17 protein-coding genes and 1 other annotated feature are annotated in these 21861 nt (G+C 27.8%); of the genes, 1 reads left to right on the plus strand and 16 read right to left on the minus strand.

Annotated elements, in window-relative coordinates; genetic code table 11:
• Positions 1 to 16 precede the first annotated feature (16 nt).
• The 8 genes from NSA50_RS03205 to miaB all read right to left on the minus strand — a co-directional run bounded on the left by NSA50_RS03205 (position 17) and on the right by miaB (position 12588).
• Positions 17 to 1492, minus strand: a complete 1476-nt coding sequence (locus NSA50_RS03205; RefSeq protein ID WP_257442901.1) for a glutamate synthase subunit beta — start codon at positions 1490 to 1492, stop codon at positions 17 to 19.
• Positions 1492 to 6033, minus strand: a complete 4542-nt coding sequence (gene gltB, locus NSA50_RS03210) for a glutamate synthase large subunit (protein ID WP_257442903.1) — start codon at positions 6031 to 6033, stop codon at positions 1492 to 1494. Before gltB ends, NSA50_RS03205 begins: the two co-directional genes overlap by 1 nt.
• A 96-nt stretch (positions 6034 to 6129) precedes the next feature.
• On the minus strand, positions 6130 to 6681 hold the full coding sequence (locus NSA50_RS03215) for an ANTAR domain-containing response regulator (protein WP_195428170.1): 552 nt from the start codon (positions 6679 to 6681) through the stop codon (positions 6130 to 6132).
• 25 nt (positions 6682 to 6706) lie between these two features.
• Positions 6707 to 8038, minus strand: coding sequence for a type I glutamate--ammonia ligase (gene glnA, locus NSA50_RS03220; protein ID WP_195428173.1), 1332 nt, complete (start codon positions 8036 to 8038; stop codon positions 6707 to 6709).
• Positions 8039 to 8258: 220 nt separating this feature from the next.
• Positions 8259 to 9425 carry an aminotransferase class I/II-fold pyridoxal phosphate-dependent enzyme gene (locus NSA50_RS03225; protein ID WP_257442908.1) on the minus strand — a complete coding sequence of 389 codons (1167 nt, stop codon included), beginning with the start codon at positions 9423 to 9425 and terminating at the stop codon, positions 8259 to 8261.
• A complete protein-coding gene (locus NSA50_RS03230) occupies positions 9422 to 9904 on the minus strand; it encodes an Lrp/AsnC family transcriptional regulator (RefSeq protein WP_195263115.1) in 483 nt (160 codons plus the stop codon). The genes NSA50_RS03225 and NSA50_RS03230 overlap by 4 nt, the downstream gene beginning before the upstream one ends.
• Positions 9905 to 9947: 43 nt before the next feature.
• Positions 9948 to 10204: a binding site (T-box leader), on the minus strand.
• 80 nt (positions 10205 to 10284) lie between these two features.
• Positions 10285 to 11130 carry a TerC/Alx family metal homeostasis membrane protein gene (locus tag NSA50_RS03235; RefSeq protein ID WP_195428175.1) on the minus strand — a complete coding sequence of 282 codons (846 nt, stop codon included), beginning with the start codon at positions 11128 to 11130 and terminating at the stop codon, positions 10285 to 10287.
• A 123-nt stretch (positions 11131 to 11253) separates the two neighbouring features.
• Positions 11254 to 12588: a tRNA (N6-isopentenyl adenosine(37)-C2)-methylthiotransferase MiaB gene (gene miaB / locus NSA50_RS03240; protein ID WP_195428177.1), complete on the minus strand. Its 1335-nt coding sequence runs from the start codon at positions 12586 to 12588 to the stop codon at positions 11254 to 11256.
• 225 nt (positions 12589 to 12813) lie between these two features.
• Here miaB and NSA50_RS03245 point away from each other — a divergent pair, with 225 nt between their 5' ends.
• Entirely contained in the window at positions 12814 to 13533 is a 720-nt protein-coding gene (locus NSA50_RS03245) for a ferritin-like domain-containing protein (protein ID WP_195428179.1), read from the plus strand.
• 92 nt (positions 13534 to 13625) lie between these two features.
• On the opposite strand, the gene NSA50_RS03250 is transcribed toward NSA50_RS03245, so the two are convergent.
• The 8 genes from NSA50_RS03250 to NSA50_RS03285 form a co-directional block, all read right to left on the minus strand.
• Positions 13626 to 14537 (minus strand): GNAT family N-acetyltransferase, encoded by a 912-nt coding sequence (locus tag NSA50_RS03250; RefSeq protein WP_195263111.1) that lies wholly within the window; start codon positions 14535 to 14537, stop codon positions 13626 to 13628.
• Between the two features lie 129 nt (positions 14538 to 14666).
• Positions 14667 to 16574 (minus strand): bifunctional 4-hydroxy-3-methylbut-2-enyl diphosphate reductase/30S ribosomal protein S1, encoded by a 1908-nt coding sequence (locus tag NSA50_RS03255; protein WP_195428182.1) that lies wholly within the window; start codon positions 16572 to 16574, stop codon positions 14667 to 14669.
• Between the two features lie 78 nt (positions 16575 to 16652).
• Positions 16653 to 17306 (minus strand): (d)CMP kinase, encoded by a 654-nt coding sequence (gene cmk, locus NSA50_RS03260; protein WP_195428184.1) that lies wholly within the window; start codon positions 17304 to 17306, stop codon positions 16653 to 16655.
• A 78-nt stretch (positions 17307 to 17384) separates the two neighbouring features.
• A complete protein-coding gene (locus NSA50_RS03265; RefSeq protein ID WP_257442914.1) occupies positions 17385 to 18605 on the minus strand; it encodes a BaiN/RdsA family NAD(P)/FAD-dependent oxidoreductase in 1221 nt (406 codons plus the stop codon).
• Positions 18606 to 18730: 125 nt separating this feature from the next.
• Positions 18731 to 19627, minus strand: coding sequence for a MurR/RpiR family transcriptional regulator (locus tag NSA50_RS03270; protein WP_195263107.1), 897 nt, complete (start codon positions 19625 to 19627; stop codon positions 18731 to 18733).
• Between the two features lie 149 nt (positions 19628 to 19776).
• Entirely contained in the window at positions 19777 to 20319 is a 543-nt protein-coding gene (locus NSA50_RS03275) for a tRNA (mnm(5)s(2)U34)-methyltransferase (RefSeq protein WP_195428187.1), read from the minus strand.
• An 8-nt stretch (positions 20320 to 20327) separates the two neighbouring features.
• Entirely contained in the window at positions 20328 to 21056 is a 729-nt protein-coding gene (locus tag NSA50_RS03280; RefSeq protein ID WP_195428189.1) for a pseudouridine synthase, read from the minus strand.
• A 128-nt stretch (positions 21057 to 21184) separates the two neighbouring features.
• The gene (locus NSA50_RS03285) at positions 21185 to 21616 is read right to left on the minus strand and encodes a MarR family winged helix-turn-helix transcriptional regulator (protein ID WP_195263104.1); all 432 of its coding nucleotides are present in this window, start codon (positions 21614 to 21616) and stop codon (positions 21185 to 21187) included.
• Positions 21617 to 21861 lie beyond the last annotated feature (245 nt).

Here is a 21861-nt window from a genome sequence, read left to right on the forward strand (position 1 = left end):
CCCCTATTTATAATAATTATTCTTTCAAATCTAAATACCCATTAACTGCGATTGCTGCTTCTATGCCTTCTCTTATTGCCCAAACTACCAAAGATTGACCTCTTCTAGCATCCCCACAAGTAAATACTTTTTCTTTATTAGTTATAAAACTTCCATAGTCAGCTTTAATGTTTCCCCTATTATCTGATTTCAAATTAAAGCCTCTTATTATATACTCTTCTGTTCCCACAAAACCCATTGCTAGTAATACAATATCTACATCAATCAGTTCTTCACTATTAGGTATTTCTTTAAAAGTAGTTTTACCCGTTTCATCTTTTATCCATTCAACTTTTATTGTAATAGCTGATTTAACATTACCTTCTTCATCACCTATAAATTCTTTTACACTAGTACAATATCTTCTAGGATCTTTTCCAAATAACTCTATAGATTCTTCTTGACCATAATCAACTTTAAGTGTTTTACTCCACTCTGGCCATGGATTATTACTCTGTCTATCTTTAGGAAGAGGATTAGTTATTTCTAATTGTATTACTGATTTACAACCTTGTCTTATAGCAGTAGCAACACAATCTGTTCCTGTATCGCCACCACCAATTATTAAAACATTTTTATTTTTACAAGAAATAAAAATGTCAGTATTTTTTTTATTTAATAAGCTTCTAGTATTTTCTTTTAAATAATTAACTGCAAATTCTATACCTTTAAAGTTTCTTCCAGGTACATTTAAATCTCTTGGCTTTGTAGCTCCAGTTGCTAAAACTACAGCATCGTAGTCTTTCAATACCTTTTCTATTAATTGACTATCTTTGCATATATCTGTGTTAGTAAAGAAATTAATCCCCTCATCTTTTAAGATAGCAACTCTCCTATTTACAACTTCTTTATCTAACTTCATATTAGGTATGCCATACATTAACAATCCACCAACTCTATCTTCTCTTTCGTATACATCTACGTAGTATCCTAATTTATTTAAAAGGTAACTACATGCAAGTCCTGATGGGCCTGATCCAATAACAGCAACTTTTTTGTGATTTCTATATTTAGGCTCTATTGCTTTAATTTTACCTTCTTTAAATGCTTTATCAATTATATATCTTTCATTTTCCTTTATACTTACAGCAGGAGAATTTATAGAAACTGTACAAGCTGATTCACATGGAGCTGGACAGACTCTTCCTGTAAACTCAGGAAATGGGTTTGTTTTTAATAGCCTTTGTAATGCTAAATCCCAGTTTTCTTTATATATTAAATCATTAAATTCTGGTATTAAGTTATTTAGAGGACATCCTGATGCCATTCCATTTATAAGGAGTCCTGATTGACAAAAAGGTATACCACAATCCATACATCTAGCACCTTGTTTTATTTGCTCACTTTCTGAAAGTAAGTTATGAAATTCTTTATAATGAGTTGTTCTTTCTTTTACAGAATCATTTATACCTACTTTTCTTTCAAACTCTAAAAATCCAGTTGGTTTTCCCATTATATTGCACTCCTTTCATAAAAGGCTGCTAATACAGCATCTTCATGATTTAATCCTTCTGCTTTCTTTTCATCTATTAAAGTAATAATCTTTTTGTAGTCATTTGGAACTACTTTTAAGAATTTATTACTTTCAATACTCCAATTTAATAATAATTGCGTTCCAAGATTAGAATCAGTAGCTTCAACATGTTCTTCTATTAAAGATTTTACCTTATCTATATCTGAATCATCTAATTTTTCAATTTCAACCATTTCTTTATTTAAATTGCTATTAAAATTGTTGTTTTTATTATATATATAAGCAATTCCACCACTCATTCCAGCTGCAAAGTTAATTCCACACTCCCCAAGTAGAACAACCGTTCCACCAGTCATATATTCACAACCATGAGCTCCAACACCTTCTACAACTGCTATAGCCCCAGAATTTCTAACACAAAATCTTTCTCCAGCAACTCCATTTATAAATGCTTTTCCTGAAGTAGCACCATATAATGCTACATTACCTATAATTATATTTTCTTCAGGCTTTATATTGCAGTCCTTAGGATTTTTTACTACTATCTTTCCACCTGATAAGCCTTTACCTAAATAATCATTACAATCGCCATTAACTTTAATTGTTATTCCTTTAGGTATAAAAGCACCAATACTTTGTCCACCTGCTCCAGTACAGTTTAGTATTACGGAATCATCTTTTAAAGTATTGTATCCATACTTCCTTGTAATTTCTGAACCAAGCAATGTTCCAAGTGTTCTATCAGTATTCATTATATCTATATCAAGATTTAAAGTATTTTCTCCATTGAAGTATTTCTCTATCATAGGAATTAATAGACTTCTATCTAAAGTTTTAGCAAGTTCTATTTTATGATTTTTATTGAATTTATTTTTTAAGCTCAGGAACTTCTTATCCTGAACAAAGATAGATGATAAATTTACTTTGCTCCTTTTATAGCCTTTGATATTTTCTTTTTGTTTTAATCTATCAAATCTACCTATCATTTCTTCAACAGTTCTAAAGCCCAATTTTGCCATATACTCTCTTAATTCTTCTGCAATAAAATACATAAAATTAATTACATATTCAGGTTTACCCTTGAATCTATTTCTAAGTTCTTTATTTTGAGTAGCAATACCTACAGGACAACTATCCAAATTACAAACTCTCATCATAACACAACCTAAAGAAATTAATGGAGCAGTGGCAAAGCCAAATTCTTCTGCACCTAATAATGCAGCTATAGCTACATCTCTTCCTGTCATAAGCTTACCATCAGTTTCTAATCTAACTCTATCTCTTAAACCATTTAAAATTAATGTTTGATGAGTTTCTGCAAGTCCTAATTCCCAAGGTAATCCTGCATTTTGAATTGAAGTCTTAGGTGAAGCACCAGTACCTCCATCATGTCCAGAAATTAATATCACATTTGCACCAGCTTTTGCAACTCCAGTTGCTACTGTACCAACGCCAGCCTCTGCAACAAGCTTTACAGATATATCTGCTCTATCATTAGCTTGTTTTAAATCATATATAAGTTGAGCTAAGTCTTCAATTGAATATATATCATGATGTGGAGGAGGCGATATAAGGCCAACACCTGTAGTAGCTCCTCTAGTTTTAGCTATCCAAGGATATACTTTATTACCTGGAAGTTGGCCACCTTCTCCAGGTTTTGCCCCTTGAGCCATCTTAATTTGTAATTCATTTGCATTAATTAAATATTCAGAAGTAACTCCAAATCTACCTGATGCAATTTGTTTTATTGAGGATTTTCTTGAATCACCATTTGCATCTTGTGTAAATCTATCACTATCTTCTCCACCTTCTCCAGTATTAGATTTTCCACCTATCCTATTCATTGCTATGGCTAAAGCTTCATGAGCTTCCTTAGAAATAGACCCATATGACATAGCTCCAGTTTTAAACCTCTTCACAATTGATTCTATAGACTCTACTTCGTCTATAGGTATTGGATTACTTAAAAATTTAAAATCCATTAAATTTCTTAATGTAAAAAATCTTTCATCACTATTTACTAGATTTGAATATTCTTTGAATGTTTCATAACTACCTGTCTTTGTAGCTTGTTGCAATTTATGAATAGTTAGTGGATTATATAAGTGTTCTTCTTTTCCAGAACGTAATTTATCTCTTCCTTTCGAATCCAAAACAAAGTCGAAATTCACATTACTTTTCCTAAATGCATTTTTATGCCTTATTAAAACTTCTTCTTGTATTTCCTTTAATGATATTCCTTCAATTCTACTAACAGTATTAGTAAAATACTTATTTATGACTTCACTGTTAATTCCAACAGCTTCAAAGATTTGTGCTCCTCTATAAGATTGAATAGTTGAAATACCCATTTTAGATATAATCTTAACTAATCCTTTTAGTATAGCTTTATTATATTTTTTAACTGATATCTCATAATCTTCTTTTAATAAGTTATCATCTTCTAATTGTTTTATAGATTCATAAGCTAAATAAGGATTTATAGCAGATGCTCCAAAGGATATGAGTGTTGCAAAATGATGTATTTCTCTAGGTTCAGCACTTTCAACTAAAATGTCAATTTTGCTTCTTAAACCTTTCTTAATAAGATAATTATGAACTGAAGAAAGTGCTAGTAATGAAGGAATTGGTATTAGTTTATTATTTAATCCTCTATCACTTAAAATTAAAATATTATAATCTTCATAACAAGCTTTTTCTACTTCTAAAGATAAGTTATATAGTGCCTTTTCTAAATCATACTCTCCACTTTCCTTACCATATAAAATACTGATTGTTTTAGTTTTAAAATCTTCATTATTTATATTCTTTATTTTTAACAAATCTTCATTTGATAATATTGGAGATGATAATTTAATTTGTTTACAGTTATCTTCTGAATCTTCTACTATATTTCCTTGTGAGCCTATATATACTGTAGTAGAAGTAATAACTTCTTCTCTTATAGCATCTATTGGAGGATTTGTTACTTGAGCAAATAACTGTTTAAAATAATTAAACAGCAATTGTGGTGAGTTTGATAAAACTGCAAGTGGTGTATCTATCCCCATTGAGCTTAAGGGTTCTTGTCCATTTTCACTCATAGGTAATATAGTATTTTTTAAGTCATCATAACTATAATCAAAAGCTTTCATTAAAACATGCCTATCATCCTTTGAAATTACAGTAGTATTATCTTGATAAACTTTAATTTTATCAAGAGTAATTATATTATTTTCTATCCAATTTAAATAAGGTAATCTTGAATAATACTTTTCTTTAAGTTCTGAATCGTTTAAAAGTTTTCTATTTTTAGTATCAACTAAAAGCATTTTCCCTGGTGTTAATCTACCTTTAGAAATTATTTCTTCATTTTTTATATCAAGTGCACCAACTTCTGAAGATAGTACTAACCTATTATCTTTAGTTATATAATATCTAGCAGGCCTTAATCCATTTCTATCTAAAGTTGCTCCCATTACATCTCCATCAGTAAATACTATAGCTGCTGGCCCATCCCATGGCTCCATCAAAGTTGCATTATATTCAAAAAATGCTCTTTCTTCTTTAGAAATAGATTGATTTTTATCCCATGGTTCTGGAATTAACATCATTATAGCCTCTTCAATACTTCTTCCATTCATAATCAAAAATTCTAGGGTATTATCTAGTATAGCTGAATCTGATCCTTCTGCTTTTATAATAGGTAGAACTTTATTTAAGTTTTCTTTGAGCACTTTTGATTTTAAATTACCTTCCCTAGCAAGTAAGCTATTGATATTTCCTCTAAGAGTATTAATTTCTCCATTATGAATTATATATCTATTAGGATGTGCTCTTTTCCAACTAGGAACAGTATTAGTACTATATCTTGAGTGAACCATTACAATTGAAGATTCAACTTTTGCACTAGATAAATCTTTATAAAAGTTTTTAAGTTGTCCAGCTAAAAGTAATCCCTTATAAACAATTGTTTTACATGAAAGAGATGAAATATAAGCATTTTCAGTTACTAATTCTTTTTCAAATCTTCTTCTTAATATATATAATTTTCTTTCAAATTCTTTAACATCTTTAATATAATAAGGTCTCTCTATTATAACTTGTTTAATACATGGCATTGATGAAATTGCAAAATCTCCAAGCTCTGCTGGATTTACTGGAACTTCTCTCCATGCTAATATTTTAAGACTTTCTTCATTGCAAAGTTTTTCAAATATATTTATACAATTTACTTTGTCAAATTCATCTACTGGTAAAAAGAACATTCCAACTGCATATTCTTCTTCATCTGGCAGTATAACTCCGAGTCTCTGGACTTCCTCTTTAAAAAATCTGTGAGGAATTTGAAATAATATGCCTGACCCATCTCCAGTTTTACCGTCAGCTCCTGTTCCACCTCTATGTTCTAAGTTAATTAAAATATTTAAAGCATCTTCTACTGCCGTATGAGTCTTTTTACCATCAATATTTACTACTGCACCTATTCCACATGCATCATGCTCAAAAGAGCTTCTATATAAGCCTATATCATTATGCATTTTTATCCTCCTTTCACTTTTCCTATATTTAAATTTAGTTTTATGGAGCTGCCGTAGGCAGCTCCTATTATGGTGAATTAGCAACCTAAATTTTATCTATTTTTCTAATAGAATTTTCTTTGAAAAGTCTATCATTTTTACTCCTAGGTCCATGCTATTTTTTTGAATATATCTAAAAGCTTCATTTTCAGTCATACCTTTTTGTTGCATAAGTATACCTTTGGCTTTTTCTATAACTTTTCGCTCATTTATTTTTGTTTCTAATACATTTACCTTTTCTTTTAGCTTTTTAACTTTTCGATTACTTTGATAAATCATATCTAATGAAGTTAATAATATTGAATTATTTATAGGGCTAGATACACAAAATATATCAGTTTCTTCTTGAACAATGGATTTATATGGTTCATTAACTACTGCAAGAAAACTACATACTTCACCGACATTATTATATATATCTATTAATGTCATATCTTTAAATTTATAACCACTAATAACTATAGATGGTGAAAGTTGCCTTATAGCACGTATAAGTTCATTTCCATAGGTGCATAATGCTAAAACATTATAACCACTTCCAATTAAAATAGTTTTTATCTTTTGTCCTATTTCTTCATTATTCACTGCAACTATTACATCTATTGCCATCTACATTGCTCCCTTACAAGTAAATTTAATATTGTTTCAAATAGTTATCTAGCTCCCATTTATGAACTTTACTTCTATAATCATCCCATTCATTCTTTTTAGCCTTTATATAATTATTAAATGTATGATCACCCAAAGTTTCTTTTACTAATTCACTTTCTTCCATATACTTAATTGCTTCTTCTAAGCTACCTGGTAAGCTATCAATTCCATCTAGATCTCTTTCTTCTAAAGTCATTTTGAATATATTTTTCTCTACTCTTTCAGGTGGAACTAAATTATTCTTTATACCATCAAGTCCAGCAGCTAAAAGGCAAGCTAGTACTAAATACGGATTTGCACTTGGATCTGGACATCTAAGCTCAATTCTAGTTCCATTTCCTCTTGAAGCAGGAACTCTTATTAAAGGACTTCTATTCTTTGCTGACCAAGCAATATAAACAGGAGCTTCATATCCAGGAACTAATCTTTTATATGAATTTACTAATGGATTAGTTATTGCAGATATACCTTTAATGTTCTTTATTAATCCTGCTATAAAACTATATGCTGTTTTACTTAATCCTAATTCATCATTTTCATCAACAAAAGCATTTTTCCCATCTTTATTTAATGACATATTAACATGCATTCCTGATCCATTTATTCCAAAGAAAGGTTTTGGCATAAAGGTAGCATGTACACCATGTCTTTGGGCAATTGTTTTTACTACTAACTTAAATGTCATGATATTGTCTGCAGTTGTAAGTGCATCTTCATATTTAAAATCTATTTCATTTTGACCAGCTGCAACTTCATGATGTGATGCCTCTATTTCAAATCCCATATCTTCTAAAACTAAGCTTATATCTCTTCTAACATTTTCACCTGAATCTAAAGGACTTAAATCGAAATATCCTGCATCATCTTGAGTTTTTAATTTTGGATTTCCATATTCATCAGTATCTAATAAGAAAAATTCACACTCAGGTCCAACATTCATAGAATATCCTAAATCAGCAGCTTCTTTTAAAACTTTCTTTAATATATTTCTTGGATCTCCTTCAAATGGTGTTCCGTCCGGTCTATATACATCGCATATTAATCTTGCAACTTTACCTTGTTGTGGTCTCCATGGAAAAATTACAAAACTATCTAAGTTTGGTCTTAAATACATATCTGATTCTTCTATTCTAACAAATCCAGATATAGAAGACCCATCAAACATAATTTCATTATTTAAAGCTTTTTCTAATTGCCTATCAGTAATTGCTACATTTTTAAGAGACCCAAATATATCAGTAAATTGCAATCTTATAAATTTAACCCCATTTTCTTCTACTAATTTTTTTATATCCTCTTTTGAATATTTTGCCATAAAGCATTCCCCCTTAAAATCTTTTATAAAAAAAAGCGCACAATAGAAAGACTTCTGTAAGACTTCTATTGAACGCCATTGTTCAAAGTTATTTTTTACCATTATATTATTATTTTTTCAATTTTGCAACTATTTTTATGAAAATTATTTGGATTTTTTTAATTTTTCATAATAATCATTCATTATCTATATAATTTCTTTAACATTATAGTAAAATATGTTATGAAATTCTTTGAACAAAACTCTTTATTCTTTTCACTGCTTCTATTAAATCTTCAGTTGAAGAGGCGTAACATGCTCTGATAAAACCTTCTCCACATTCGCCAAAAGCATTACCTGGTACAGCAAGAACCTTTTCTTCCATCAATAGCTTTTCACAAAATTCATCTGAGCTCATTCCAGTTGACTTAATACAAGGAAAGACATATAAAGCTCCCATTGGTTCAAAACATTCCAGTCCCATTTTCCTAAATCCTTCAACAAGGATTCGTCTTCTTCTATTATATTCTCTAGCCATTTCTCTTACACTATCATCACCGTTTTTTAGAGCTTCAATTGCAGCATATTGTGCAGTTGTTGGAGAACACATTATTGCATATTGATGTATCTTTTTTAAAGCTTCAATTAATACTTTATGCCCACAAACATATCCTAATCTCCATCCAGTCATTGCATAAGCTTTTGAGAATCCATTTATAACTAAAGTTTTATCTCTTACTTCACTAAAACTAGCAATTGAAAAATGATCTTTATCATAAGATAATTCAGCATAAATTTCATCAGATAAAATTATAATATCCTTGTCCTTTAAAACATCAACAATTTCTTTTAACTCTTCTTTTGTCATAATAGCGCCAGTTGGATTATTAGGAAATGGAATTATTACAACCTTTGTTTTAGGAGTAATAGCATCTTTTAAAAGCTTAGCTGTAAGTTTAAATTCATCTTCTGCCCTTAAGTTTATTATTTTAGGAGTAGCTCCACAAAATGTTGCACATCCTTTATAAGCAACAAAGCTAGGCTCTGGAATTATAACTTCATCTCCTGGCCCAACAAGAGCTCTCAATGCTAAATCTATTCCTTCACTTCCACCAACTGTTACTAATATCTCATCTGTTGCATTATATTTTAAATTAAATCTTCTATTTAAATACTTTGATATTTCTTCTCTTAACTCAACAAACCCAGAATTAGATGAGTAATGAGTTTGTCCTTTTTCTAATGAATAAATTCCTGCTTCTATAACATTCCAAGGAGTAACAAAATCAGGTTCACCTACTCCTAATGATATAACATCATCCATTTCATTTATTAAATCAAAATATTTTCTTATGCCTGAGGGAGGCATATTCCTAACATTATCTAATATCATATTTTCTAAAATCATATAAAAATAGCCTCCCTATCTTCTGTTTTTCTTTCTTTGAATATAGTTCCATGATCTTTATATTTTTTTAATACAAAGTGTGTAGCAGTACCTGTTACATATTCTTGAACTGCAAGTTTTTCTGAAACAAATAAAGCCACTTCTTTCATTGTTTTACCTTCTACAATTACAGTTAAATCAAAACCACCTGAAGACATTAAGTAACAAGCCTTAACTTGTTTAAATTTATATATTCTTTCTGCTACTTTATCAAATCCCACACCTCTTTGTGGAGTAATTTTTACTTCAATTAAAGCTGTTACTGTTTCCTTACCTGTATTTTCCCAATTAATAAGAGTTGTGTATCCTGCAATTATGTTTTTTTCTTCATAATCCATTATAACTTTTCTAACTTCTTCAACAGTTTTACCAGTCATTAAAGCAATTTCTTCATCACTGTACCTACTATTTTTTTCTAAGACTTCTAAAATTTCATCCATTTTAACTACCTCCATATAAAAAAATAAACCCTCCATCCCTAAAACAAGGGACGAAGGATATAGCTTCCGCGGTACCACCCTAATAAGTAAAATTTAATTTACTCACTCAACTTGAATATATAAAATATTCAATTCTCTATAACGTGAGAACAACGTCAATACCTAATTAAGAATTTGTATTCTTATTTTTCAATACGAGATTCAAAGGCTGCTTCATTTAACATATCATACTAAACTTTCACCATTCTTTAGCTCTCTTTAATGCTTAGTTAAACTACTCTTCCTTATCATTATCTTTCTTATATGTTTTTTATTATTATAATAATAAAAGTAAAATAATTCAATACATTTTATCATTAAATACTATATAATTTTATTAATTACCTAATTCTCAAATTTTTATTTTCATTATCATTAGAAAAAATAAGTGAAAATAAAATACTACATAATAGAATTATTAATATTATTAAAATTGATATAGATACAGATATCTCTATATTAAAATATAAAACTAGCAATTTTATTCCAGTAAACATTAATATAAGAGCTACCCCATATTTCATAAATTTAAACATACTATTTAATCTATTAAGTATATAATACATACTTCTCAAACATATTATAGCAAAAATATTAGATGTATAAACTATAAATGGATCTTGAGTTATCGAAAAAATAGCTGGTATCGAATCTAAAGCAAATAATACATCTGAACTTTCTATTATTATTAAAATTATAAATAAAGGAGTTGCATAAAGCTTTCTATTTATTCTTATAAAGAAATTATGACCTGCTAATTTGTCATGTACAGGCATAATTTTTTTAAATATCTTAATAACTGGATTTTTATTAAAATCTATATTATTATCATCATGAAATATCATTTTAAGACCGCTAAACATTAAAATTATTCCAAATATATATACTATAAAATGAAATTTATTTATAATTCCTATACCAAGTAATATAAAAATGAGCCTCAATATCATTGCCCCAATTATTCCATACTTTAGTACTCTTTCTTGATACTCTAATGAGATGTTAAAAGTCGAAAAGACCATTAAAAATAGAAATAAATTATCTAAGCTAAGAGACATTTCTATTATATAGCCACCTAAAAACTCTATAGCAGGTTTAGCTCCCATTGAAAAATATATGTATATATTAAATAGTATGGCTAGTCCAATCCAAAATATTAAATTGAAAAAAGATTTTTTTACCCTCATATAATCTCCACTTTCTAAATCATTATTCTTGGTATTATATGAAAATAAATTTAAATTTATTTCAATAAAATAAAAAAGAAGTTATGTGCAAATACATAACTTCTTTGACATTAATATTTCTAATTATTCAACTTCTCCAATAAGAGAAAATGGTTGTGCTCTAACTATCTTAACATTTACTAAATCTCCAGCCTTAACATTTTCACCTGAGAAGTTAACTAACTTTCCATTTCTTGTTCTTCCAGTTAACTTAGTTTCATCATTCTTACTAGGGCCTTCAACTAATACCTCTACTGTTTTCCCTTCATAAACCTTATTACTCTTTATAACACCTTCATTAACAACTTTAATAAGTCTATCAAATCTATTATGTTTATCAGCATCTGGTACTTGATTTAACATCATATCAGCAGGTGTATTATTTCTTCTTGAATATATAAATGTAAACGCTGAATCATATCCAACTCTTTCAACTAAATCTAATGTATCTAAGAAATCTTCTTCTGTTTCTCCTGGGAAACCAACGATAATATCAGTTGTTAATGATACATCAGGTATTTCTCTCTTTATCATATCTATTAATTCTAAATAGTATTCTTTAGTATAATGTCTATTCATCTTCTTAAGAATTCTATCAGAACCACTTTGTACTGGTAAGTGAATTTGTTCACATAACTTATCACATTCTTTTATTGCTAAAATAACATCTTTATTTAAATCCTTAGGATGAGATGTCATAAATCTAACTCTTTCTAATCCATCAACTTCATTAATTTTTCTTAAAAGCTTAGCAAAGTCTATGTCTTCTTCTAGCCCTTTTCCGTAAGAATTAACATTTTGGCCTAAAAGAGTTATTTCTTTATATCCTTTTGATACTAAATCTTTTATTTCATTTATTATATCTTCAGATTTTCTACTTCTTTCTCTTCCTCTAACATAAGGAACTACACAATAAGTGCAGAAATTGTTACAACCATACATTATAGTAACAAATGCTTTTACATCACTTTCTCTATCTATTGGAAGGCCTTCCACTATTTCAGATTCTTTATTAAATATTTCTTTAACTTGAACACCTTCTGTTCTAACTCTGTTTAAATATTCTGGGAATTTATATGCATTATGTGTCCCGAATATTATGTTAACATGAGGGAACTTTTGAAGTATTTTATCTGCCATTCCTTCTTGTTGCATCATACAACCACATACTGCAACTATTAAATCTGGATTTTTCTTTTTTAAGTGCTTTAATTCTCCTAAATTACCAAAAACCTTATTTTCTGCATTTTCTCTTACGCAGCAAGTATTATATATTATTATGCCAGCTTCCTCTATTGATTCAGTTTTAGTGTATCCTACACTTTTAAGCATACCTGATAGCTTTTCCGAATCTTCTTCATTCATTTGGCATCCCCATGTCTCTATGTAATATTTTAATTCTTTAATTTCTTCTTTCATAAGTATTCTCCTTTTTAGAAATATATTTTCCCCAATAACATTATAATAAATATTTAATTATTTTTAAATAGCTAAATATTTATTATTATTAAATATTTATTCACTATATTTTAATTTATTTTTTAATAATAATTTTAAAAATAATAAGCATTAAGTATATCCATTTTATCTCATATTAATATAATATATAAAACATATTTAATCGTAGGAGGATTATTAATATTTATGGATGAATTACAAAATAATCAAAAACCTCATCCGCAATTATCTTTAGCTCTTGATGAAATAAGAAAAGCTGTTCAAGGCGAAAGAGAAGATGAGTTGTTTTATGACTTTTTAATTAGTTTAGCTCCTACAAAAGAAGAGAAAGAAATAATTGAGTCAATTAGAAATGATGAACGTAAGCATAATCAACTTTTCAGAAAAATTTATAAAGACTTTACTGGTAATGAAATTAATACGATGAATGAAGAAAACTTAAAAAAACCATCATTTTTTATAGATGGAATAAGAACAGCTTTGTTTGGTGAATTAAAAGCTGTAGATAAATATAAAGCAATTAGAAGAGCACTTCCAATTGGAGCATATAAAGATATGTTATTTGATATTATTATGGATGAATTAAAACATGCTTCAAAATATAACTATTTATTTTCATTAAATAATACTAATAAGTCATCAAAAAGTAGGGATTCTCTTCAACAGGATACATCTAAATTTACTCCAGACGACTGGGTTAAATATATTACCCCATTAGTTGATCGTGCTTTAATGGAATCAAAAGAAGGTATAAATCCTGAACATTTATATCAAGAATTTATCTTATCAGGTGTACTTGTTGGTTTGGGAAAAGCGCCTGAAGAAGCTATTAATCAAGTTGAAAAATGGGAAAAAACAGGAGAGTCTACACTATTAGCTAAGAGTAAAATGTCAAGATTTTATTAATTAATTTATTAATAGTATATTATGAATCTTTAAGACAAAAATAAAAACTGGATTATTAGCTTATATAATGATCCAGTTTTTATTTATTGATATCATTCTCTTTCCCAAATAACTATTTTATATTTTTCCTTAAATCCTATCCATTTATATAAATTTATAGCATTTATGTTATTACAATCTACTCTAATAGCTAAATCTTTAATCCCTGACTTTTTAGCATATAAGATTATTTCATGCAATAATAATTTTCCTAAACCAATCCCTCTAAAGTCATTAACTATACCAAAATTAACTATTGTAAACATTTCTCTATTAAATATTATTTGACCATACCCAATATATGAGTTATTAATCATTCCAAATATACATAAGTCTTTTAGAAAATAGTCTTGTGTCATATCGTTATATATATCTTCTACAGTTAATGGTCTTCTATTCCATTCGCCAAATATTTCATTTTGAATATTACACCTTAGCTCCTCATCTTTTCCTACTAGTAATTTTCTTGTGGAAAATAAGGTGCTAGAATTAATATTCTTCTTCCAGTTTAATTTCTTGGTCATTTTATTATAGACTTCATAAATTCTCTCAGTATTATTATAGTCCTCTATATTCATTTCCATTAATGAAGTATATTTAAATTTTTTAAACCCTAATTTTTCTAAAATAACTGAGTTTTCTATATTATCTATTGCTTCATAAGAAAGTGTATTATTATCAAAATAAGATAATGTAGATTTGTTTATTAGATTTATATAATTTGAATCTATATATAATGCCCAAATTCTAATATATTTATCTATTGGTGTTTCGTACCATATATATCCGATATCAGTATTATTCAATTTTATAATTCTCATAAATTTTCTATATAAAAATTTTATTAAGAAATTTTGATTATTATAGCACTTAAAGAAATCTTTATCATAATTTTCATGTTGCATACTTTTAGAATAAAGTCCTTTAAAAGATTCCATATTATTTAATGTCAATTTCTCTAACATTATTGTAAACCCCTTTTATTCTCTATATAAATTAGTATACTTCTTCCATAATATTCTGGTCAAGATAATAAATATTAAAATCTAAAAGACACACATAAAATTATATGTGTGTCTTAATATATATATTACTTATTCAGCATCCTTTATACTTAATGCTATTTTTTTATTTTCTGCGTCTACTGAAAGAATTATTGCTTTTACTTCGTCTCCAATTTTTAAAACATCTCCAGGATTATTGATTCTATCATGAGTTATTTTAGAAATATGAACTAATCCATCTACTCCTGGTTCTAATTCAACAAAAGCACCAAAATCACTAATTCTTACTACTTTTCCTAGAACTGCAGAACCTTCTGGATATTTTTCTTCTATATTGCTCCATGGTTCTGGAGTTAATGCTTTTATGCTAAGAGAAAGTCTATTATTTTCTCTATCTGCTTCTATTATCTTAACATCAACTATTTGTCCTTTTTTAAGAACACTTTCTGCTGACTTTACATGACTCCATGATATTTGAGATAAATGTATTAATCCATCTACTCCATTTATATCTGCAAATGCTCCAAAGTTTGTAAATCTCTTAATTTCAGCTTTTACAACATCACCAACATTTATATTTTCCCATGCAGCATCTTCTTTTACCTTTTTCTCTTCTTCTAATATAACTCTTCTTGATGCAACTATCTTTGAAGGATTTTCTAATGAAAAGTCTATTAGTCTTACTTCTAATTCTTGGCCTATTAAATTACTTCTATCGTTTGAAAATCTTATATCAACTTGAGATGCTGGTATAAATATTCTAACACCCTTATAATATCCTATTACACCTTTTTCTTTTGCGTCTTTTATTACAACTGAAAATACTTCTTTATTATTAAATAAGTTCTCAAGTTCACTTAATGTAGCTTTCTTTTCATATTCTAATCTTGAAAGTACCACATTACCATCTTCATTTTTAAGCTTTATAACCTTTGCTGTTATTTCATCTCCAACTTTTACTGAAGAAAGATATGATTCTAAATTTGCTTCAGAAGTAAGTTCTTTAAATGGAATAACTCCATCTGATTTATATCCAATAAGAGAAATAACTAGTTCTTCTCTTCCAATGGATAAAATTTCACCTTTTATTTCGTCTCCAATTCTAAATCTTCTATCCATTTCTTCCATTAGCTTTAATTGATCTTCCATATTAATCTTTCCCTCCATAATATCAATTACTTCTTTTATTATCCAGTCAGGAGTAGATGCACCAGCAGTAACCCCAACAACTTTACCCTTATTTTCTTCTATAAACTCTTTAGTAAGTTCTTTAGCATTTTCAACATGAATTGTATTTGGACAATTAGATTTTGCTATTTGATAAAGTTTAGTCGTATTAGAACTATTTCTTCCTCCAATTACAATCATAGTATCTACATTTTGAGATAATTCATTAGCACTTTTTTGTCTTACTTCTGTAGCAGAACAAATTGTGTTAAATGCTAATAATTCCTTAGAATTAGAAGATAAATTGTTTAATGTTTTTTTCCATGTTTCTTCCTTTTCAGTAGTTTGTGATACAACACAAATCTTTTTAGGAAGTTCTTCTTCGAAACTACCATCTTTTGTTATTATAGCACTATCATTACACCATCCATTTATTCCAATAACCTCTGGATGCTTGTCATCGCCTAATATAACAATATTATATCCTAAATCTGAATATTTATTAACCTTCTTATGAATATTAGTTACATATGGACATGTTGCGTTTACTACTACTAGACCTTTTTCTTCTAAAGTATTTACAACTTGTTTTGTTACTCCATGAGATCTAATTACTATTACATCTCCCTTTTCTAACTTGTCAATTTCACTAAAGTCAATTGAATATATATCATTTTTTTCTAAATATCTAACTACATCATTATTATGTATTAATGGCCCTAATGTATATATCTTTTTATCATATTGTTTTTTTACTTTAAGTGCTTCTTCTACGGCTCTTTGTACTCCAAAGCAAAATCCAGCACTTTCAGCTAATACCACTTTACTCATATTAATTCTCCTAAGTTTAATTACATATTATATTTTAAGTATATTATAATTTTAAATGTTTAGACTATAATATTTTTATTAAATATTATTTTTTATATTTACGCATATTTTTTCTGTTACTTCTGAAATTGATAATCCTGTTGTATCAATTTCAATAGCATCATCTGCTTTTCTTAAAGGATCAACTTCTCTATTACTATCCATATAATCTCTTTTTATTATATCTTCAAGTATATTTGAGTAATCAACAGTTAAACCTCTATCTTTTAATTCTTTATATCTTCTTTCTGCTCTAGCTTCTGGTGTTGCAGTTAAAAAGAATTTAAATTTAGAATCTTTTAGTACCACTGTACCAATATCTCTCCCATCCATTATAACATCAAATTTATTTGACATATCTCTTTGTAATTTAACTAATCTTGATCTTACCTCTTGGATAGACGCATATTTAGATACTATTGCACTTATTTCTGGCATTGTTATTTGTTCTTGAACATTAACTCCATTTAAAATCAAATCATCATTTTCAAATTTCATTTCAAGTGTATCAATTAAATCACATAAACCTTCAATATCTGTATCTTTTATATTATTTTCTCTTGCAACTAAAGCTACAGCTCTATACATCGCTCCTGTATTTATGTACATTAAGTTAAATTCTTTGGCAACTAATTTAGCGATTGTACTTTTTCCAGCTCCTGCTGGTCCATCTATAGCAACTGATATTCTCAAAATAATATTCCACCTTTCGTATTTGAAAAACATTTTCATATAAATTATATTATTATTATCTATTTTTAACAAGTAATTTTATATATTGCTTCCAGCTAAAAATCCTGTTGATAATGCAATTTGAACATTATATCCTCCAGTAAAAGCATCAACATCTATAACTTCCCCTGCAAATGATAAATTAGATATTATCTTAGATCTCATAGTAGAAGGATCAATTTCCAAAGTATCTACTCCACCCGATGTTACTATTGCTTCTTCTATAGGTCTGAGCCCCTTTATTTTCAATTTGATTTCCTTTATTAAATTCACAAGATTTCTTCTTTCTTCTTTTGTTATTTCATTTACTTTCTTATTTTCTGGTATTTTAGAAAGTCCAATAATAATTGGTATAAGTTTTTTAGGAAGTAATTCATCTAGCGAATTTCTAAAATCTTTATTAATAAATTTTTTAAAATCCTTTTGAATCCTCTTATCTAGCTCTTCATTTGATAAAGCAGGCTTTAAATCTAAATTAATATTGTAATTACCTTGATTTTTTATGTATCTTGATTCTTTAAGAACAAGAGGTCCTGATACTCCGTAGCTTGTAAATAGCATTTCTCCTTGATCTTTATATAAAGGTTTTTTTACATTTTCATCAAAAATTGATATTTCTATATTTTTAAGAGTTAATCCTGTTAACTCCTTAACCCAGCCATTTGTTAACTCTATTGGAACCAATGATGGTTTTAATTCTGTTATATTATGGCCTAGCTTTCTTGAAAATCTTAATCCATCTCCTTTAGAACCTGTTAATGGATAAGAAACGCCACCTGTTGCAATAATAAAATAATCAGCTTTTATAAAATACTCATTATTTACTTTTACAGATACTATTTTACCTTCTTTTAAAATTATATCAGTGACTTTACTATTCAATTTTACTTCAACATTATTTTTAAGAAGTTCATTTGATAAACCTTTTATTATATCAGATGATTTATCTGAAAATGGAAAAACGCGACCTCCACGTTCTGCTTTTAATTTTATTCCTTGAGATTCAAAAAAATTAATTGTATCTTCATTTGTATATGTATATAATGCACTATATAAAAAATGAGGATTACCTGGTATATAATCAAAGAATTCTGATATATCCTTAATATTTGTAACATTACATCTTCCTTTACCTGTAATGAATAACTTTTTACCCAACTTTTCGTTACCTTCTAATAAGATAACATTATTATTTTTAGATGCTGTTATAGCTGCCATCATTCCTGCTGGTCCTGCTCCTATAACTATTACTTTTTTCATTATAATCCTCCTAATGCATTATTTTGTCATAATAAATATATCATCTTAACATCTTTAATTCAATATAACAAGTAATTAAAAAGTGCTAAGAAATGTTTAATAAACATAACTTAACACTTTTATTATTAATCGTCTCCAACATTTCTATTGTTATAAGAATATACATTATAATCCTTCCAAATTAACTCAAGGTTGTTAAATGTATCTGTAATACTTTGCTTTTCCCTCATACCTACAGCAATTATTAATGCATTAATTACAGATAAAGGTGCTACAAGTGAATCAACAAATGATGCCATATTACTTTGAGCTATTAATGCATAATCAGCTTTAGAAGCTAATGGAGATAAAAGACTATCTGTAATTGCTACAACATCCGCCCCTCTATCTTGTGCAAATGCAAGCGCATCTATAGTTCTAGAAGCATATCTAGGAAAACCTATTCCTATTACCAAGTCTCCTTCTTCCACATTAATCATTTGTTCAAATATATCAGAAATTCCATAGCCCACTGTCTTAACATTTTGCAAAATAATATTTAAGTAAAAACCTAAAAACTCAGCTAAAGCTGTTGAACTTCTAAGCCCTATAATATATATTCTCTTAGCTTCAAATATCTTATTAACAACTTCTTCAAATGTGTTATAATTTATCTTTTCAAGAGTTGCTCTTATATTTTCCATATCTGCTTTAAGTACGCCTTTAAGAGCATATCCCTCACTAACATAATCATTAGAAAGTTCCAATCTTTGAACTGTTGTCAGTTTATTCTTTATTAATTCTTGTAATGCTTTTTGAAGCTTAGGATAGCCAGAAAAACCTAATTCATTAGCAAATCTAACTACTGTTGACTCTGAAACCCCAACAGAGACCCCTAATTTTGCTGCAGTCATAAATGCAGCCTTATCATAATTTTTTAAGATATATTCTGCAATTAACTTTTGGCCTTTACTTAACCTTGGGAACCTCGCTTGTATTAATCGCATCAAATCTTTTGAGTTTTCATTAAGATTATTATCCATCTGTATCCCTTCTTTTCGTTAAACTTAACAACTTTTACTTATAAATTTATATTTATATATTATCATTTTTTGAATAATTCATCAATAATTATTTCATTTTATTATATATTCATTATAAAAACTTATAACAAATTGTAAAGTTGTCAATTTTATTTTTTCTCTATAACTACAAGTAAAGGCGAGATATTTTCTCTGTTTAGGTATGATTGAACCATAACTCCAAACTTATTTTTAGGTAAATTTTTTAAATACTCTAAAATGCAAGTTTCTTCTATTTTACCTTCATAATGACCTCTATATATACATATAGTCATTATTCCACCACTATTTAAAATATTAAGACCTTCTTTAATACTCTCTAAGGAAGTATTATGCAACGTAGTAATTTCTTTGTCTCCTCCTGGTAAAAATCCTAAATTATACATTATGCAATCAACATTTTCATCAATGTATTTTTTTAATAAGTGATGAGAATCATTTATAATTTCTACATTCTCAATTTCTTTTAATTTATAGTTATCACAAGCTTGCTTTTGGATATCAAATGAATAAACTTTTTCGAATATGCTAGATAAAAAATCTGTATCATGTCCGTTACCTAATGTTGCATCTATAGCTACTCTTTTACTTAATACAAAATCTTTTATTATGTAATGTGATAAATCACTAATATTTCCTACGTATCTGTACATATTTCCCCCTATAATGAATTTATATAATTTAATTCTTCTTTAGTTAAATTTCTCCACTCACCTCTTTTTAAATAACCTAATTTTATATCTCCAATAGCTACTCTTTTTAGTGTTATAACTTCATGACCTAATGCTGAACACATTTTTCTTATTTGTCTATTTTTCCCTTCATGAATTATAATTTCAACTAAAGAATTAATTGTATTAGTTTTTTTATCTTTTTCCGTGTCAATTAGTCTAATTTCTGCATCAGCGGTTATGTATCCACCTATATCAATTCCATTTTCAAACTTTTTAATTTCATCATCAGAAAACATACCTTTGCATAAGGCAATGTATTTCTTTTCAACTTCAACTCTTGGATGTATTATTTTATTATATATATCACCATCATTAGTTAATAAAATTAATCCTGAACTATCATAATCTAATCTTCCGATAGGATATATTCTTTCATTAACTTTTACTAAATCTAATATAGTTTTTCTACCTTTTTCATCTTTTACAGAAGTAATATACCCTTCAGGCTTATTTAACATTATGTATAGTTTATTTTCTTCAGGAAGTATTCGTTTCCCGTTATAAAATACTTTATCTTTAGAAGGATCAATTTTTACTCCTAACTCATTTATAATCTTATCATTTATTTTTACCTTACCACTTAATATGATTTCTTCACATTTTCTTCTTGATGCTACACCGCATCTTGCCATATATTTTTGTAATCTTTCTTCCATTATTAATCACTCCGTTTTTTTAATAAACACCTAATATAGTACTCTAGTATAAAGTTTTATGCAATAAATTTGTTTATATATAAAAATAGAGTATATTTAATTAAAAACTAAACATACTCTATTTAAAATTATTCTAAACTTTTAAGTAATTCATCTAGATTTTTTTTTAAATCAATAGCTTTTTCCTTTGAAATATTAATATTACACATCATCTTACTTGGAATATCTTTTGCTTTTTCTTGAAGACTAGAACCTTTTTCAGTTAATTCAGCTATTACAACCCTATCATCATTTTCATCTCTATATCTAGTTATAAGCTCCATTCCTTCCAACTTTTTTAGTAATGGTGTTAAGGTGCCAGAATCTAAATGTAGCCTATTACCAAGATGTTTTACAGTTGCTTTTCTTTCTTCCCACAATACAAGCATAACTATATATTGAGTATATGTAAGATTAAATTCATCTAATATTGGTTTATACAGTTTTATTATCTCCCGTGATACAGCATAAAGAGAAAAGCATATTTGATTATCTAACTTTAGATTATTATAATCATTCATTGTTATTCACCTACAATATAAATATCAAATTCAATTTTATTAAATTAAATTGATTTTACATTTTTAAAGCTTTTATGTCAATATCTATTATATAGATGTTTTATTTTATTGTAAATTGAAAAAGTAACTTCCGTTTTTTTACTTAAACAGAAGTTAGTCTTGCAAAGTATCTGATATAATTAATTTGATATTTGTCCTTAGCATATTAGGAGGATTAATTATGTCAAACAGAGATTTATGCAAGG

Source organism: Clostridium mucosae, assembly GCF_024622765.1.
Lineage (GTDB): Bacteria > Bacillota > Clostridia > Clostridiales > Clostridiaceae > Clostridium.

Coding starts and splice junctions, on each gene's coding strand:
- NSA50_RS03230 (WP_195263115.1), bottom strand. CDS start 9,904: ATGGATGAAATTTTAGAAGTCTTAGAAAAAAATAGTAGGTACAGTGAT.
- NSA50_RS03245 (WP_195428179.1), top strand. CDS start 12,814: ATGGATGAATTACAAAATAATCAAAAACCTCATCCGCAATTATCTTTA.
- NSA50_RS03225 (WP_257442908.1), bottom strand. CDS start 9,425: ATGATTTTAGAAAATATGATATTAGATAATGTTAGGAATATGCCTCCC.
- NSA50_RS03215 (WP_195428170.1), bottom strand. CDS start 6,681: ATGGCAATAGATGTAATAGTTGCAGTGAATAATGAAGAAATAGGACAA.
- NSA50_RS03250 (WP_195263111.1), bottom strand. CDS start 14,537: ATGTTAGAGAAATTGACATTAAATAATATGGAATCTTTTAAAGGACTT.
- miaB (WP_195428177.1), bottom strand. CDS start 12,588: ATGAAAGAAGAAATTAAAGAATTAAAATATTACATAGAGACATGGGGA.
- NSA50_RS03280 (WP_195428189.1), bottom strand. CDS start 21,056: ATGGAAGAAAGATTACAAAAATATATGGCAAGATGCGGTGTAGCATCA.
- NSA50_RS03235 (WP_195428175.1), bottom strand. CDS start 11,130: ATGAGGGTAAAAAAATCTTTTTTCAATTTAATATTTTGGATTGGACTA.
- gltB (WP_257442903.1), bottom strand. CDS start 6,033: ATGCATAATGATATAGGCTTATATAGAAGCTCTTTTGAGCATGATGCA.
- NSA50_RS03275 (WP_195428187.1), bottom strand. CDS start 20,319: ATGTACAGATACGTAGGAAATATTAGTGATTTATCACATTACATAATA.
- NSA50_RS03265 (WP_257442914.1), bottom strand. CDS start 18,605: ATGAAAAAAGTAATAGTTATAGGAGCAGGACCAGCAGGAATGATGGCA.
- glnA (WP_195428173.1), bottom strand. CDS start 8,038: ATGGCAAAATATTCAAAAGAGGATATAAAAAAATTAGTAGAAGAAAAT.
- NSA50_RS03255 (WP_195428182.1), bottom strand. CDS start 16,574: ATGAGTAAAGTGGTATTAGCTGAAAGTGCTGGATTTTGCTTTGGAGTA.
- NSA50_RS03270 (WP_195263107.1), bottom strand. CDS start 19,627: ATGGATAATAATCTTAATGAAAACTCAAAAGATTTGATGCGATTAATA.
- NSA50_RS03205 (WP_257442901.1), bottom strand. CDS start 1,492: ATGGGAAAACCAACTGGATTTTTAGAGTTTGAAAGAAAAGTAGGTATA.
- NSA50_RS03285 (WP_195263104.1), bottom strand. CDS start 21,616: ATGAATGATTATAATAATCTAAAGTTAGATAATCAAATATGCTTTTCT.